The sequence below is a fragment of the Shigella dysenteriae genome, assembly GCF_022354085.1.
Classification (GTDB): Bacteria; Pseudomonadota; Gammaproteobacteria; order Enterobacterales; family Enterobacteriaceae; genus Escherichia; species Escherichia coli.
This window is the reverse complement of sequence record NZ_CP055055.1, coordinates 574,823-590,068: the sequence shown is the minus strand read 5'-3', so window position 1 is coordinate 590,068 and position 15,246 is coordinate 574,823. Positions and strand designations below refer to the sequence as shown.

The following is a 15,246-nucleotide window of genomic DNA, read 5'->3' as shown; positions in this document are numbered from 1 at the left end:
TAAGCGTCGCATCAGGCATTGAGCACCGAATGCCGGATGCGGCGTGAACACCTTTTCCGGTCTACAACAGCCTTAGCATCCTCAATTTCGTGGCGGGTCACCCGTGCAGGTTTTTTCAAACTTTGTTTAATCTCGACAGTCTCTTCCAGAGAGGTTTTCAACTCATCAAAAAAACTCATTTTATACCTCGCCTTTGAGCAGTTTCGTCACGGTTATCTCTGCTCCCCCATCATCTCCCGCACCAGCTCCACGCAGCGCAGGAAACGGCTGTCGTAATCTTCCTCTTCAACCCGCACAAATTCGATATTGTTCTCTTCCAGCATCTCCACCAGCAAGTTCTGGAACTCTTTGCGATCCACCGAACTGCCGAGGCTGCGTAAACCATCCGCCACCCACGGCGTGTTGTTCTCCAGCAGGATCACCAGATCGAAACGGTATTCATCAATTAACGCCTGCACGAACGGATGCTCACGCCCTTCGTACTTTTTGCAGAACGCCTGGGTAGTGACAAAATCAGTGTCAATAAACGCCACTTTATTAGCATATTTCACTGCAAAATCAATGTATTGAGCGTGGCCCAGCGCGATTTTATCGTAGTCGGAATACTGCAATGCGATCTCATCACCGCCGAGGTGTGAAAAGACATAATCGCGACCATATTCCCACGCACTGGTGGTATTGAAGATATTGGCAAGTTTGTTTACCAGGGTGGATTTACCGCTCGACTCGCCGCCAAGGATCGCCACGGTACGCACAAAGAACGGCTTCACTTCCGTAGGAATATATTCCCAGTAGCGGAACGGGTTTTCGCGGATCTGTGCACCGCTGATACTCATAAAGGTACGTTTCGGATCTACCAGCACCGTTTCGATCCCCAGATGTTCCATATACTGTGGCGCATCGGCTTCTTCCGAGGTGTAGATCAGGTCCGGCTGAATCCCCTTTTCAGCCATAAACTTTTTGATGCCGTTGCTCCACACATCCCAGCCGTGCGGATACGGCTCCATGCCCTCTTCGTTGAAAGCATGAATGCGAATATTTTTCTGATATTTAAAAGTTTGCAATAACCAGCGCAGACGATCCGGCACGGTCGGCTGCTGCGACATGGCACTGTCTTCGAACAACGCGCGGTCACGGGTATCGTCAAAACCCATAATGATATGCAGCTCGTCAACCTGGCTACAGGCGCGCTGGATAAGGTAGATATGTCCGGTATGCAGTGGGTAGAACTTACCGAATACGACACCGATCGTTTTCTTCTGCCGGGGAAACTCAAGCCCCAAAAAACGGTGCAACGCCTCCAGCTTTTGCGCGCTGGGGCTTTTGATTTTGGCATTCAGTAACTGGCTTAAATACCCTTTGGTCATACCGCTGGCATCAGCTACCTGCTGTAGCGTGCAGCCCTGTTGCTTGATGGCAGTTTTCAGGTAATCAAATGACGACATATCTCCCTCCGTATTTCTCATTATAAGTCGTCGAACACGCTAAGCGCGTCGGAGAGTTTTTTAACGCCAAAAATCTGCATCCCTTCCGGCGCTTTTTTCGGTACGTTAGCCGCCGGAACAATCGCCCGGCGAAAACCGTGTTTCGCCGCTTCAGAGATTCGTTCCTGACCGCTGGGCACCGGGCGGATCTCCCCTGCCAGCCCGACTTCACCAAACACCACCAGATCCTGCGGTAGCGGTCTGTCACGCAGGCTGGAAACCATCGCCAGCAGTAACGCTAAGTCGGCGCTGGTTTCGGTTACCTTCACGCCGCCGACCACGTTCACAAACACATCCTGATCGGCCATTTGCAGACCACCGTGACGGTGCAAGACAGCCAGCAGGATTGCCAGACGGTTTTGTTCCAGCCCCACTGCCACGCGGCGCGGATTCGCCATCATCGAGTGATCGACCAGCGCCTGAATCTCCACCAGCAACGGACGCGTTCCTTCCCACACCACCATCACGGAGCTGCCGGAGGTCACTTCATCGCCACGGCTTAAAAAGATTGCCGAAGGATTGCTGACTTCACGCAGCCCCTGTTCGGTCATCGCGAATACGCCCAGCTCATTCACCGCGCCGAAGCGGTTTTTATGGCTGCGTAAGGTGCGAAAACGGGAGTCGGCATCGCCATCCAAAAGCACCGAACAGTCGATACAGTGTTCCAGCACTTTCGGGCCAGCCAGCGAACCATCTTTGGTTACGTGCCCCACCATGACAATCGCCACACCGCGCGTTTTGGCGAAGCGTGTCAAATAAGCCGCCGTTTCACGCACCTGCGCCACGCTACCAGGCGATGACTGTACATCCGCCATATGCATCACCTGGATCGAGTCAATTACCATCAGCTTCGGTTGCTCTTCTTCGGCAATCAGGCAGATCTGTTCGATGCTGGTTTCCGACAACATATTGAGATTGTCAGTCGGCAGGCCAAGGCGATGAGCGCGCATTGCCACCTGTTGCAGCGACTCTTCGCCGGTGACATACAGCGTTTTCATCTGCTGGGCCAGTTTGCACAGCGTTTGCAGTAGCAGCGTGGATTTCCCCGCACCAGGGTTACCGCCAATCAGAATGGCACTTCCCGGCACCACGCCGCCGCCTAGTACGCGGTCGAACTCTTTAAATCCGGTGGAAAAACGCGGCAGCTCTTCAAGGCTGATATCGGAGAGTTTCTGGACTTTTGCCACCCCGGCGCTACCGGCATAGCCGCTGAGACGCTCGTTACGCGCCACCGTTGGCGACGCAGCAAGACGCACCTCGGTGATGGTGTTCCAGGCATGACAGGCACTGCACTGCCCCTGCCAGCGCGGATAATCGGCCCCGCATTCATTACAAACAAAGGCGCGTTTTGGAGCTTTTGCCACGGTGTACCTCGTTAATGCTGTGCCGCCCGCAGGATGGCGGGCGAGCAATTACTTCTGATTCAGGCTACCTGAGAGGATGCAGAATACCCCCATCAGGTCAGCGTGACGGATGGTGACTTCCGCCTTTTCATTCACTTTTGGCTTGGCATGGTAGGCAATCCCCAGCCCTGCCGCTTTGATCATCGGCAGGTCATTGGCTCCATCGCCAATCGCCACGGTCTGCGCCAGCGGGATTTCATACTCCTGCGCGAGGCGAGTCAGAGTTTTCGCTTTGTACTGCGCGTCTACGATGTCGCCGATCACATTGCCGGTAAATTTACCGTCCATGATCTCCAGTTCATTGGCTACCACGGCTGTCAGGCGCAGCTTGTCGCGCAGGTATTCAGCAAAGAAAGTAAAGCCGCCGGAGGCAATCGCCACTTTCCAGCCCAGCGTTTCCAGCTTGAGCACCAGTTGCGTTAAGCCTGGCATCAGCGGCAGATTTTCACGCACCTGTTGCAGAATATTGGCGTCAGCGCCTTTCAGCGTCGCCACGCGGCTGCGCAGGCTGGCGGTAAAATCGAGTTCGCCGCGCATCGCCCGTTCGGTTACCTCCGCCACCATCTCGCCCGTTCCGGCCAGTTTGGCAATTTCATCAATACATTCAATCTGGATGGCGGTGGAATCCATGTCCATCACCAGCAAACCCGGCGTGCGCAGGTGCGGGATTTTCCCCAGCGGGGCGACATCCAGCTGCGCTTCGTGGGCCAGGCGTGTAGCCCGTGCGGTGAGTGAACCTGCCAGACGAATCACCTGATAATCTTCCACGCACCAGGCGGCAACAATCACCATCGCCGCACCCAGTTTGCTCTGGTATTGGGTCAGACGCTGTTTATCCAGCCCACGACCATACAGCAGCCAGCCGCTACGACCTGCGTGGTAATCCAGTGGCATCACTTCATCACCACTTAATGAAAGAGGCAGACCCGGCCATAAAGAGACATCTTCAGGCAGGTCGCACCAGGTAATGTTAGGCATTAAGGCTCCTGTAAAATCGTTCGAAGCAGGGAAAATAACGCATGAGGCTACCTTGTATCCATTGCTTCTGGCAACATTAAGTCTCAAATTTTCAAAGGGTGGAAGATGGCTCGCACAAAACTGAAATTCCGGCTACATCGGGCAGTGATTGTCCTGTTCTGTCTTGCCTTGTTAGTGGCACTGATGCAGGGGGCGTCATGGTTTAGTCAAAACCACCAGCGACAGCGTAATCCACAGCTGGAAGAACTGGCCCGCACCCTGGCGCGGCAGGTGACGCTGAACGTTGCACCACTGATGCGTACCGACTCACCGGATGAAAAACGCATTCAGGCGATCCTCGATCAGTTAACGGATGAAAGCCGCATTCTCGACGCGGGCGTGTATGACGAACAAGGCGATCTTATCGCCCGTTCTGGCGAAAGCGTCGACGTGCGTGACCGGCTGGCGCTCGACGGGAAAAAGGCGGGCGGCTATTTTAACCAGCAGATTGTCGAACCAATTGCCGGGAAAAACGGACCGCTCGGTTATCTGCGCCTGACACTCGACACCCATACGCTCGCCACCGAAGCCCAACAGGTGGATAACACCACTAACATTTTACGCCTGATGTTGCTGCTCTCACTGGCAATCGGCGTAGTGCTGACCCGCACGCTGCTACAGGGTAAACGCACCCGCTGGCAGCAATCGCCCTTCCTGTTAACCGCCAGCAAACCGGTGCCGGAAGAGGAAGAAAGCGAGAAAAAAGAGTGACCCATTACTACAAGAAAGGAAATCGTTATGTCCACATTACGCCTGCTCATCTCTGACTCTTACGACCCGTGGTTTAACCTGGCGGTGGAAGAGTGTATTTTTCGCCAGATGCCCGCCACGCAGCGCGTTCTGTTTCTCTGGCGCAATGCCGACACCGTGGTGATTGGTCGCGCGCAGAACCCGTGGAAAGAGTGTAATACCCGGCGGATGGAAGAAGATAACGTCCGCCTGGCGCGGCGCAGTAGCGGTGGCGGCGCGGTGTTCCACGATCTCGGCAATACCTGTTTTACCTTTATGGCTGGCAAGCCGGAGTACGATAAAACCATCTCCACGTCGATTGTGCTCAATGCGTTGAACGCGCTTGGCGTCAGCGCCGAAGCGTCTGGACGTAACGATCTGGTGGTGAAAACCGCCGAAGGCGACCGCAAAGTCTCAGGCTCAGCCTATCGCGAAACCAAAGATCGCGGCTTCCACCACGGCACCTTGCTGCTCAATGCCGACCTCAGCCGCCTGGCAAACTATCTCAATCCGGATAAAAAGAAACTGGCGGCGAAAGGCATTACTTCAGTGCGTTCCCGCGTGACCAACCTCACCGAGCTGTTGCCGGGGATCACCCATGAGCAGGTTTGCGAGGCCATAACCGAGGCCTTTTTCGCCCATTATGGCGAGCGCGTGGAAGCGGAAATCATCTCCCCGGACAAAACGCCAGACTTGCCAAACTTCGCCGAAACCTTTGCCCGCCAGAGTAGCTGGGAGTGGAACTTCGGTCAGGCTCCGGCATTCTCGCATCTGCTGGATGAACGCTTTAGCTGGGGCGGCGTGGAACTGCATTTCGACGTTGAAAAAGGCCATATCACCCGCGCCCAGGTGTTTACCGACAGCCTCAACCCCGCGCCGCTGGAAGCCCTCGCCGGACGACTGCAAGGCTGCCTGTACCGCGCAGATATGCTGCAACAGGAGTGCGAAGCGCTGTTGGTCGACTTCCCGGAACAGGAAAAAGAGCTACGGGAGTTATCGGCGTGGATGGCGGGGGCGGTGCGGTAACTCGCTGATTAAAATACCAAAGGAAGGGAATATGATCGTTCTGGAAAACCAGGAGCGGGAGATTATCAACTTAATGTTCAGCCAGCATATTTCCTGGCTAGCCGCTGTGCGTATCAGGCATAAATTATCGCTTGCTGAAGTAAGTAAAATGTTAGGTATCTCGATTAATTCTCTAAAACAGATCGAAAAGACGGAACGGCTTAGTTCAAACATCAAAAGCAAAATGGCAGAAATTTATGGTTGTCCACCAGAGTTGCTGATATGCCCTTCCTGGATGACGGCTGAACATAAATGAATAGATTCGTGAATAGATACTTGAATGTATTTTATTTTCTATCCATATGAAAAATAATAGTAAATCTATAAATCAGTTGCTATTGATGAATAGATACTAAAAAGCCGGAGCAGTCTCCCGCTCCGGCTTAACACAACAATCGCCTTTCAGCGAAACACAATTACTCTTTATCGCCCAGCAGAACGGATTCCAGTGCGATTTTGATCATGTCGTTGAAGGTGGTCTGACGCTCAGCGGCAGTGGTCTGCTCGTGAGTGCGGATGTGGTCAGACACGGTACAGATGGTCAGGGCTTTCGCGCCAAATTCTGCAGCGACGCCGTAGATACCAGCCGCTTCCATTTCCACGCCGAGGATGCCGTATTTTTCCATCACGTCGAACATTTCGCCGTCCGGAGAGTAGAACAGGTCAGCGGAGAACAGGTTACCAACGCGAGCATCAATGCCCAGTGCTTTAGCCGCGTCTACCGCGTTACGCACCATGTCAAAGTCAGCGATAGCGGCAAAGTCATGATCTTTAAAACGGATGCGGTTAACTTTGGAATCGGTGCAGGCACCCATACCGATAACGACGTCGCGCAGTTTTACGTGCGGCAGAACTGCGCCACAGGAACCCACGCGGATAATTTTCTTCACGCCGAAATCGGTGATCAGTTCTTTGGTGTAGATGGAGCAGGACGGGATACCCATACCGTGACCCATTACGGAAATTTTGCGGCCTTTGTAAGTACCGGTGAAGCCCAGCATACCGCGAACGTTGTTCACTTCACGGGCATCTTCAAGGAAAGTTTCAGCAATATACTTCGCACGCAGCGGGTCGCCTGGCATCAAAACTACGTCAGCGAAATCGCCCATTTCTGCATTAATGTGTGGGGTAGCCATTGTTTTATCCTTATCAACATGTTTTCACCCTCTCCCTGTGGGAGAGGGCCGGGGTGAGGGCATCAAGCCGCACCCATTATCAGAACATGGCTTTGCCATATTCCATATCAGAAGTACCAAAATATTTTGCCAGAGTCTGGCCGATATCCGCGAAGGTTTCACGGTGACCCAGTGAGCCCGGTTTTACTTTCGGGCCGTAAACCAGTACCGGAATGTGTTCACGCGTGTGGTCAGTACCGGTCCAGGTCGGATCGCAACCGTGGTCAGCGGTGAGGATCAGGATGTCGTCATCGCGCAGCAGAGACATCAGCTCCGGCAGACGGCGGTCGAACAGTTCCAGACCCGCAGCATAACCGGCGACGTCGCGACGGTGGCCCCAGGAAGAGTCGAAGTCAACGAAGTTGGTGAAGACGATGGTGTTATCACCCGCTTCTTTCATCTCTTTGATGGTGGCGTCAAACAGCGCGTCCAGGCCCGTCGCTTTCACTTTTTTGGTGATACCGCAGTTGGCGTAGATGTCTGCAATTTTACCGACAGAAACCACCTGGCCGTGTTTTTCATCAACCAGTTTCTGCAGCACGGTCGGTGCTGGCGGCTCAACAGCCAGGTCGTGACGGTTACCGGTACGCTGGAAGTTACCGGCTTTGTCACCGATAAACGGACGAGCGATAACACGACCGATGTTGTAGCCGCCGTTGGTCAGCTCTTCACGGGCGATTTCGCACAGTTCGTAGAGTTTATCCAGACCGAAAGTTTCTTCATGGCAGGCAATCTGGAACACAGAGTCAGCGGAGGTATAGAAAATCGGCTTGCCGGTTTTCATGTGCTCTTCGCCCAGTTGATCCAGAATGACCGTACCGGAAGAGTGGCAGTTACCGAGGTAACCCGGCAGATTAGCGCGTTCGACCAGTTTATCCAGCAGCTCTTGCGGGAAGCTGTTTTCGTGATCGGAGAAGTATCCCCACTCAAACAGAACCGGGACACCGGCGATTTCCCAGTGACCAGACGGGGTATCTTTACCGGATGACATTTCGTGCGCCCATGCGTACGCGCCGATAACTTCAGCGTTGCCGTCCATTCCCGCCGGAATGAAACCGGTAGAACCTTCGTGTGCTTTCGCCAGCCCCAGACGGGTCAGATTTGGCAGATTGAGCGGGCCTTTACGACCGTTATCAGCTTCGCCTTTGGCACAAGCTTCTGCGATATGACCCAGGGTGTCAGCCCCGACGTCACCAAAGCGTTCTGCATCTTCTGTAGCGCCGATGCCGAATGAGTCCAGCACCATAATAAATGCACGTTTCATATGTTCTCCGTACTCAGTGCTTCAAATTTAAATGATCAGATCAGTATACCGTTATTCACTGATACGACGATAGACAGTTGGTGTGCTTTCCGGTGCTTTATCGGCAAGTTTAATTGCCGCTTTCACCGCTTTCGCCGCTTCCTGCCAGCTGTTTTCGTCTTTCGCGTGGATAACCGCCAGCGGACGCTGACCGTCTACCTGGTCGCCCAGACGCGCCATATCAGTGAAGCCGACGCTGTAATCAATGGTGTCAGATGCCTGACGGCGACCGCCGCCCATTGCAACCACTGCCATCCCCAGCGCGCGGGTATCCATTTCACTGACAAAACCTTCGGTATCAGCATAGACTGCTTTCGTCAGCATCGCTGTCGGCAGATACTTCGCGTAGTTCTCAACGAAGTCAGTCGGGCCTTTTTGTGCCGCTACCATACGACCAAAGACTTCTGCCGCTTTACCGTTGTCCAGCACCGCCTGCAATTTCGCGCGCGCTTCGGCGTCATCTTTCGCCAGTTTGCCGGAGATCAGCATCTCCACGCACAGCGCCATCGTGACATCAAACAGACGCGGGTTACGATATTCACCCGTCAGGAACTGCACCGCTTCACGAACTTCAACCGCGTTACCTGCACTGGAGGCCAGCACCTGATTCATATCGGTGAGCAGCGCGGTGGTGCGCACGCCAGCGCCGTTAGCCACGCCAACAATCGCTTCGGCAAGGGCTTCAGAGAGTTCGTAGGTCGGCATAAACGCGCCGCTACCCACTTTCACGTCCATCACCAGCGCGTCCAGACCTTCCGCCAGTTTCTTCGCCAGGATCGAGGCAGTGATCAGCGGGATGGAGTCCACGGTTGCGGTAATATCACGGGTCGCGTAGAAACGTTTATCAGCCGGAGCCAGTGAACTGGTCTGACCGATAATCGCCACGCCGACGTCTTTAATAATTTCGCGGAAACGGTTGTCATCCGGGAAAATGTCGAAGCCAGGGATGGATTCCAGTTTGTCGAGCGTACCGCCAGTATGACCGAGGCCGCGACCGGAGATCATCGGAATATAGCCGCCGCAGGCTGCGACCATCGGCCCCAACATCAGCGAAGTGACATCGCCGACGCCACCGGTGGAGTGTTTATCAACAATCGGTCCATTCAGATGCAGGCTTTTCCAGTCGAGAACGGTTCCTGAATCTCGCATCGCCATGGTCAGCGAGACACGCTCAGGCATTGTCATATCGTGGAAGAAAATGGTCATCGCGAGGGCGGCAATCTGCCCTTCGGATATAGTGTTGTCGCGAATACCGTTGATAAAGAAACGAATTTCTTCATCGCTCAGCGCATGACCATCACGTTTTTTACGAATAATTTCTTGTGCGAGAAACAAGGTAACCTCCCGAGGAAAAGAGTATGAGGCGGCTTTTGCCGGATGCGTCTACGCCTTATCCGGCCTACGGGTAGATACGTCTCGTAGGCCTGATAAGCGCAGCGCATCAGGCGTAAAGCATCTTACTTAGTAGCTGCTGGCGCTCTTACCGTCGCCGTGACCCAGCGCTTTCAGCAGGCTTGCCAGCAGGCTGGAAGCACCAAAGCGGTAGTGACGCGCATCAGCCCAGTCAGCACCGAACAGTTCATCTGCGATGGCGAGATATTTCTGCGCATCTTCCGCAGTACGCACGCCGCCCGCCGGTTTGAAACCAACGGTTTTTTCTACGCCCATATCACGGATCACTTCCATCATGATGCGCGCGCTTTCCGGCGTCGCGTTCACAGCCACTTTACCGGTAGAGGTTTTGATGAAGTCCGCACCCGCTTTGATGGAGATTTCAGACGCTTTACGGATCAGCGCTTCGTCTTTCAGTTCGCCGGTTTCGATGATCACTTTCAGCAGTACATTCGCTGCCGCGCAAGCCTCTTTACAGGCTTTCACCAGGTCAAAACCAACCTGCTCGTTACCCGCCATCAGCGCGCGGTACGGAAACACCACGTCAACTTCATCAGCACCGTAGGCGATTGCCGCACGGGTTTCTGCCAGCGCGATTTCGATGTCGTCGTTACCGTGTGGGAAGTTGGTTACCGTAGCAATACGGATTTCCGGGGTGCCCTGCTCTTTCAGTGTTTTGCGAGCAATCGGGATAAAGCGAGGATAGATACAGATAGCGGCGGTATTGCCGACCGGGGTTTTGGCCTGATGACACAGAGCAATTACTTTCTCGTCGGTGTCGTCGTCATTCAGGGTGGTCAGGTCCATCAATTTCAGTGCACGCAGGCTGCTTGCTTTCAGATCAGTCATTTCATTCTCCTGGCTTGTCGCCAATAAAATTCACCTTGCGAGTTTGTTAGTATTCTAACATCTACTCCGCAACACACTTCGATACACATCACAATTAAGGAAATCTACTTACAAGTTTGCATCACTGTAATGCGATCTGGTTCAAATAATTCACTTTCAAATGAATGCGTCAGTGGTGGCAAACGCATCAGGATCAAAGTGAACATCACGAAACTTCTTACAATGGCGCATCACCTTCGGCATAAAAGGAAAAGAAGATGCCCACTTCTCATGAAAATGCACTGCAACAACGTTGCCAGCAAATTGTCACCAGCCCAGTGCTTAGCCCGGAGCAGAAGCGCCATTTTCTGGCACTGGAAGCAGAAAACAATCTGCCTTACCCACAGCTTCCTGCCGAAGCCCGCCGCGCGCTGGATGAAGGTGTAATCTGCGATATGTTTGAAGGTCATGCGCCGTACAAACCGCGCTATGTCTTACCCGATTACGCCCGTTTTCTGGCGAACGGTTCCGAATGGCTGGAGCTGGAAGGCGCGAAAGATCTTGATGACGCACTCTCTCTGCTGACCATTCTTTACCACCACGTACCGTCGGTCACATCGATGCCGGTCTACCTGGGGCAACTGGATGTGTTGTTGCAACCGTATGTTAGAATTCTAACACAAGACGAGATCGATATTCGAATAAAACGTTTCTGGCGTTACCTCGACAGAACCCTGCCAGACGCCTTTATGCACGCCAATATCGGCCCGTCTGATTCGCCCATTACCCGTGCAATCTTACGTGCAGACGCAGAGTTGAAGCAGGTTTCACCGAACCTGACCTTTATCTACGATCCTGAAATCACCCCTGATGACCTGCTGCTGGAAGTGGCGAAGAACATCTGTGAATGTAGCAAACCGCACATCGCCAACGGTCCGGTGCATGATAAAATTTTCACAAAAGGGGGCTACGGGATTGTGAGCTGTTACAACTCACTGCCGCTGGCGGGTGGTGGCAGCACGCTGGTACGCCTTAACCTGAAAGCCATTGCCGAGCGCAGCGAATCGCTGGATGACTTCTTTACGCGCACTCTACCGCACTACTGCCAGCAGCAGATCGCCATCATCGATGCGCGGTGTGAATTCCTCTATCAACAATCACACTTCTTTGAGAATAGCTTCCTGGTGAAAGAAGGGCTGATTAACCCTGAACGTTTTGTGCCAATGTTTGGCATGTATGGGCTGGCGGAAGCGGTTAACTTGCTGTGTGAGAAAGAAGGGATTGCCGCGCGCTACGGTAAAGAAGCCGCCGCAAATGAAGTGGGTTATCGCATCAGCGCGCAACTGGCGGAGTTTGTCGCCAATACCCCCGTGAAATATGGCTGGCAAAAACGCGCCATGTTACACGCACAGTCGGGGATCAGTTCCGATATCGGCACCACGCCGGGCGCGCGTTTGCCGTATGGCGATGAGCCAGATCCGATCACCCATCTGCAAACTGTCGCCCCGCATCATGCTTATTATTATTCCGGCATCAGCGACATTCTGACGCTCGACGAAACCATCAAACGTAATCCGCAGGCGCTGGTACAGCTTTGCCTCGGTGCCTTTAAAGCCGGAATGCGTGAATTTACCGCCAATGTCAGCGGTAACGATCTGGTTCGCGTTACCGGTTATATGGTGCGTTTGTCGGATTTAGAAAAATATCGCGCCGAAGGTTCACGCACCAACACCACCTGGCTGGGCGAAGAAGCCGCACGCAACACTCGTATTCTGGAACGCCAGCCGCGCGTGATAAGCCATGAACAGCAGATGCGCTTTAGTCAGTAAGATTATCCCCTTCTCCTGCGTTGACGGGCCAGGCAGTCGTCTGGCTCTGTTTTTGCAGGGCTGCAATCTGCGCTGCAAAAACTGTCACAATCCGTGGACGATGGGACGTTGCAATGACTGTGGGGAGTGCGTGCCACAGTGTCCGCATCAGGCGTTGCAGATTGTTGACGGCAAAGTGGTGTGGAACGCTGTGGTCTGCGAGCAATGTGATACCTGCCTGAAGAGGTGTCCGCAACATGCCACGCCAATGGCGCAATCCATGAGCGTGGATGAGGTGCTTAGCCATATCCGCAAAGCGGTGCTGTTTATTGAAGGGATAACGGTAAGCGGCGGCGAAGCCACGACCCAACTGCCGTTTGTAGTGGCGCTGTTTACTGCCATCAAAAACGATCCGCAACTGTGCCATCTCACCTGCCTCGTGGACAGTAACGGTATGTTGAGCGAAACCGGCTGGGAAAAATTGCTCCCGGTGTGCGACGGCGCAATGCTCGATCTCAAAGCGTGGGGGAGCGAATGTCATCAACAATTAACCGGACGCGATAATCAGCAGATTAAGCGCAGCATCTGTTTGCTGGCAGAGCGCGGCAAGCTGGCGGAACTGCGTTTGCTGGTAATCCCTGGCCAGGTGGATTATTTGCAACACATCGAAGAACTGGCGGTGTTTATCAAGGGACTTGGCGATGTTCCGGTACGCCTGAACGCGTTTCATGCCCACGGCGTGTATGGCGAGGCGCAAAGCTGGGCGAGCGCCACGCCGGAAGACGTTGAGCCGTTGGCTGATGCGTTACGGGAGCGCGGGGTGAGCCGGTTAATATTTCCGGCGCTGTATTTGTGACATGCCGGATACGGCCTACGGTTCGGCACAGACTTGTAGGCCTGATAAGACGCGTCAAGCGTCGCATCAGGCATTGTGCGCCAACTGCCGGATGCGGCGTGAACGCCTTATCCGGCCTACGGTTCGGCACAAACCTGTAGGCATGATAAGACGCGTTAAGCGTCGCATCAGGCATTATGCGCCGACTGCCGGATGCTGCCTACGAAGGGCAAACTACCCACGAACGTTAAACACCGCATACGTGTTATTAAGCAACACTTCGGCAATCTCATTCACCGGTTCCCGGCGCAACTCGCAAAGCACGGCAAACACACGGGCAGCCTGTTCCGGGCGGTTAGGCTGCCCCTGAAAACCGTTGAGCGGCATATCCGGCGCATCGGTTTCCAGCAACAACGATGCCAGCGGTAATTTTGCGATGACATCGCGGGTTTTACTGGCGCGTGGATAGGTGATAGTACCGCCTACGCCGATTTTGTAGCCCAGCTGTACAAACCGCTCGGCCTGTTGCAGGCTGCCGGAAAAACCGTGAACCACGCCAGTGCGCGATAAATCGTGGCGTTTAAGATGCATCGCCAGTTTGTCGTGTGTGCGCCGTGAATGCAGGATCACCGGCAGATCGTAGCGTTTCGCCAGTTTCAGTTGTTCGTCGAGTAACCACTGCTGCCTCTCAAATTGCGGATCGTCGCCAAAGAGATCCAGACCGATCTCCCCCACCGCCACCACCTTCGCCGGACGCCTTTCCAGCGCCTGCTGTAGCTGCTCAAGAGACACATCGCTATGTTTTTCCAACATACCAGGATGCAAGCCCAATGCGGCATACAGCGGTTGATAATTTTCCGCTAACGCCTGCACGCGGGCAAAATTTGCCGCCTCGGTTGCCGGAACAATGATCTTGCCTACGCCCGCTTGTGCCGCGCGTTGCAGGCTAGCCTCTTCATCACCGCTAAACGGCGGAAAATCAAAATGGCAGTGAGTGTCGATAAAACGGCAAATCAAGCCAGATCCTCATTGTTAAATGTCGGGTCGTTCGCCTGCGGAGCGTCGCTCACTTCGGCAACCAGTGTATCGTTGGCGACTGGCGCAGGCGGAATGACAATCGATTCCGGCGTCACCACTGGCACCAGATGGCGGGTAAGCGGCGCTTTTTCAGTTAATAGCTTGCCAACCGTGGCGAGGAAATAACGACCGCATAAACGCCCAAGTTTATAGTCTTCGCGCAGCGCCGGAATCCGACTGCCAAGCGCGATACTATGTAATGGCTTCGGCGGATAAATTTCGAATATCCGCAGCTTGCCCGGTGGTTTCTCAATAAATTGCTGAATGTCACGATAGCTGGTTTCATGATGCTGTACCAGATTGACCAGCGGTTGCAGGCTACTGTCGCCCAGCCAGCGTTCCATGCGTTTAAACCACTGCGGCGTATAGTACATTTGCGACGGCACAGTGCGGATGACGACCAACGTTTTAGCGCCCTGCCTTGCCGCCTCTTTAACCGGAATCGCATCACTGATCCCGCCATCCAGGTAGTTAATGCCTTCCAGCGACACTCCGCTACGATAAAAGCCAGGTATCGCACTGGAGGCGCGAATCACATCCAGCCAGTTTTGTTTGGTTGGTAAAAAGTAATTCGGCGCGTAGTCATCCTGACGACAGGCGCACATATAAAACGATTTGCCGCTGTCAAACAACCGCGCGGCGGTATCCATTTGCAACGGCATCTGGCTTGCGGTGGCCTCCACCAGCCAGTCGAGATCGATAAGATTTCCTCCACGGACAAAGCGCAATGGATCGAAAAATTCGCGTTTTGTGGTATAGCGCATGATGACTTTGCGCGCGTAACCGGGCTGATTGCAGATAAACGCCGAGAGGTTCTGCGCCCCGGCAGATGTGCCGAGATAAAGATCGAAAGGATTAAACTGCGCGCGCATAAACTCATCCAGCACGCCAGCCGTGAAAATTCCACGCTGCCCGCCGCCTTCGCACACCAGAGCTATTCGTCCAGGCTGGAACGGCCTTAGCGACAACGGCGCAATATTACCAAGCGTTACAGGTATTCGCTGCCCCACTTCTGCCTTCCTGTTTTTGTTGTGAAAGAAAGACAAAGTAACGCAATTTATTATTCGCTAAAACCGCAAAAGCCAGTCCGCTGGACTGGCTTTGGATAAAATTTTCTTAATGGTCTGAAA

15 protein-coding genes are annotated in these 15,246 nt (G+C 53.9%); 5 read left to right on the top strand and 10 right to left on the bottom strand.

Annotated features, from left to right (window positions below; all coding sequences use genetic code 11):
• Window positions 1-11: 11 nt before the first annotated feature.
• The 4 genes from nadS to serB are packed head-to-tail and all read right to left on the bottom strand — an operon-like array spanning window position 12 to window position 3,865.
• Complete coding sequence (gene nadS / locus HUZ68_RS02830; protein ID WP_033814739.1) at window positions 12-179, bottom strand: NadS family protein; 168 nt, start codon at window positions 177-179, stop codon at window positions 12-14.
• A gap of 33 nt (window positions 180-212) precedes the next feature.
• Window positions 213-1,445, bottom strand: coding sequence for a multifunctional transcriptional regulator/nicotinamide-nucleotide adenylyltransferase/ribosylnicotinamide kinase NadR (nadR, locus tag HUZ68_RS02825; protein ID WP_000093814.1), 1,233 nt, complete (start codon window positions 1,443-1,445; stop codon window positions 213-215).
• 20 nt (window positions 1,446-1,465) lie between these two features.
• Window positions 1,466-2,848 (bottom strand): DNA repair protein RadA, encoded by a 1,383-nt coding sequence (gene radA, locus HUZ68_RS02820; protein WP_001029698.1) that lies wholly within the window; start codon window positions 2,846-2,848, stop codon window positions 1,466-1,468.
• Window positions 2,849-2,896: 48 nt separating this feature from the next.
• The gene (gene serB / locus HUZ68_RS02815) at window positions 2,897-3,865 is read right to left on the bottom strand and encodes a phosphoserine phosphatase (RefSeq protein ID WP_001132955.1); all 969 of its coding nucleotides are present in this window, start codon (window positions 3,863-3,865) and stop codon (window positions 2,897-2,899) included.
• A 105-nt stretch (window positions 3,866-3,970) separates the two neighbouring features.
• On the opposite strand from serB, the gene HUZ68_RS02810 reads away from it, so the two are divergent.
• Genes HUZ68_RS02810 through HUZ68_RS02800 form a run of 3 tightly spaced genes read left to right on the top strand, consistent with a single transcriptional unit; the run spans window position 3,971 to window position 5,954 of the window.
• Window positions 3,971-4,615, top strand: coding sequence for a YtjB family periplasmic protein (locus tag HUZ68_RS02810; RefSeq protein WP_000124608.1), 645 nt, complete (start codon window positions 3,971-3,973; stop codon window positions 4,613-4,615).
• Between the two features lie 27 nt (window positions 4,616-4,642).
• Window positions 4,643-5,659, top strand: a complete 1,017-nt coding sequence (gene lplA / locus HUZ68_RS02805; RefSeq protein WP_001464960.1) for a lipoate--protein ligase — start codon at window positions 4,643-4,645, stop codon at window positions 5,657-5,659.
• 31 nt (window positions 5,660-5,690) lie between these two features.
• A complete protein-coding gene (locus HUZ68_RS02800) occupies window positions 5,691-5,954 on the top strand; it encodes a helix-turn-helix domain-containing protein (RefSeq protein WP_000636199.1) in 264 nt (87 codons plus the stop codon).
• Window positions 5,955-6,114: 160 nt separating this feature from the next.
• Here HUZ68_RS02800 and deoD read toward each other — a convergent pair whose 3' ends face one another.
• From deoD to deoC, 4 genes are all read right to left on the bottom strand, one after another.
• On the bottom strand, window positions 6,115-6,834 hold the full coding sequence (gene deoD / locus HUZ68_RS02795) for a purine-nucleoside phosphorylase (RefSeq protein ID WP_000224877.1): 720 nt from the start codon (window positions 6,832-6,834) through the stop codon (window positions 6,115-6,117).
• Window positions 6,835-6,913: 79 nt separating this feature from the next.
• Window positions 6,914-8,137: a phosphopentomutase gene (gene deoB, locus HUZ68_RS02790; protein WP_000816471.1), complete on the bottom strand. Its 1,224-nt coding sequence runs from the start codon at window positions 8,135-8,137 to the stop codon at window positions 6,914-6,916.
• A 51-nt stretch (window positions 8,138-8,188) separates the two neighbouring features.
• Window positions 8,189-9,511 carry a thymidine phosphorylase gene (gene deoA / locus HUZ68_RS02785; RefSeq protein WP_000477811.1) on the bottom strand — a complete coding sequence of 441 codons (1,323 nt, stop codon included), beginning with the start codon at window positions 9,509-9,511 and terminating at the stop codon, window positions 8,189-8,191.
• A gap of 126 nt (window positions 9,512-9,637) precedes the next feature.
• A complete protein-coding gene (deoC, locus tag HUZ68_RS02780; protein ID WP_001295412.1) occupies window positions 9,638-10,417 on the bottom strand; it encodes a deoxyribose-phosphate aldolase in 780 nt (259 codons plus the stop codon).
• Between the two features lie 257 nt (window positions 10,418-10,674).
• Here deoC and HUZ68_RS02775 point away from each other — a divergent pair, with 257 nt between their 5' ends.
• Entirely contained in the window at window positions 10,675-12,225 is a 1,551-nt protein-coding gene (locus tag HUZ68_RS02775; protein ID WP_033814741.1) for a YjjI family glycine radical enzyme, read from the top strand.
• Entirely contained in the window at window positions 12,197-13,060 is an 864-nt protein-coding gene (locus HUZ68_RS02770; RefSeq protein ID WP_023308656.1) for a YjjW family glycine radical enzyme activase, read from the top strand. The genes HUZ68_RS02775 and HUZ68_RS02770 overlap by 29 nt, the downstream gene beginning before the upstream one ends.
• Window positions 13,061-13,273: 213 nt before the next feature.
• On the opposite strand, the gene HUZ68_RS02765 is transcribed toward HUZ68_RS02770, so the two are convergent.
• Both HUZ68_RS02765 and HUZ68_RS02760 read right to left on the bottom strand, forming a co-directional pair.
• Entirely contained in the window at window positions 13,274-14,056 is a 783-nt protein-coding gene (locus HUZ68_RS02765) for a metal-dependent hydrolase (protein ID WP_001564413.1), read from the bottom strand.
• The gene (locus tag HUZ68_RS02760) at window positions 14,053-15,126 is read right to left on the bottom strand and encodes a patatin-like phospholipase family protein (protein ID WP_001299799.1); all 1,074 of its coding nucleotides are present in this window, start codon (window positions 15,124-15,126) and stop codon (window positions 14,053-14,055) included. The genes HUZ68_RS02765 and HUZ68_RS02760 overlap by 4 nt, the downstream gene beginning before the upstream one ends.
• Between the last annotated feature and the right edge of the window lie 120 nt (window positions 15,127-15,246).

What these genes read in the sequence shown, in the direction of transcription:
- serB (WP_001132955.1), bottom strand. Translation starts at nt 3,865, where the DNA reads ATGCCTAACATTACCTGGTGCGACCTGCCTGAAGATGTCTCTTTATGG.
- deoB (WP_000816471.1), bottom strand. Translation starts at nt 8,137, where the DNA reads ATGAAACGTGCATTTATTATGGTGCTGGACTCATTCGGCATCGGCGCT.
- HUZ68_RS02770 (WP_023308656.1), top strand. Translation starts at nt 12,197, where the DNA reads ATGAACAGCAGATGCGCTTTAGTCAGTAAGATTATCCCCTTCTCCTGC.
- deoC (WP_001295412.1), bottom strand. Translation starts at nt 10,417, where the DNA reads ATGACTGATCTGAAAGCAAGCAGCCTGCGTGCACTGAAATTGATGGAC.
- HUZ68_RS02775 (WP_033814741.1), top strand. Translation starts at nt 10,675, where the DNA reads ATGCCCACTTCTCATGAAAATGCACTGCAACAACGTTGCCAGCAAATT.
- lplA (WP_001464960.1), top strand. Translation starts at nt 4,643, where the DNA reads ATGTCCACATTACGCCTGCTCATCTCTGACTCTTACGACCCGTGGTTT.
- nadS (WP_033814739.1), bottom strand. Translation starts at nt 179, where the DNA reads ATGAGTTTTTTTGATGAGTTGAAAACCTCTCTGGAAGAGACTGTCGAG.
- HUZ68_RS02800 (WP_000636199.1), top strand. Translation starts at nt 5,691, where the DNA reads ATGATCGTTCTGGAAAACCAGGAGCGGGAGATTATCAACTTAATGTTC.
- deoD (WP_000224877.1), bottom strand. Translation starts at nt 6,834, where the DNA reads ATGGCTACCCCACACATTAATGCAGAAATGGGCGATTTCGCTGACGTA.
- nadR (WP_000093814.1), bottom strand. Translation starts at nt 1,445, where the DNA reads ATGTCGTCATTTGATTACCTGAAAACTGCCATCAAGCAACAGGGCTGC.
- HUZ68_RS02810 (WP_000124608.1), top strand. Translation starts at nt 3,971, where the DNA reads ATGGCTCGCACAAAACTGAAATTCCGGCTACATCGGGCAGTGATTGTC.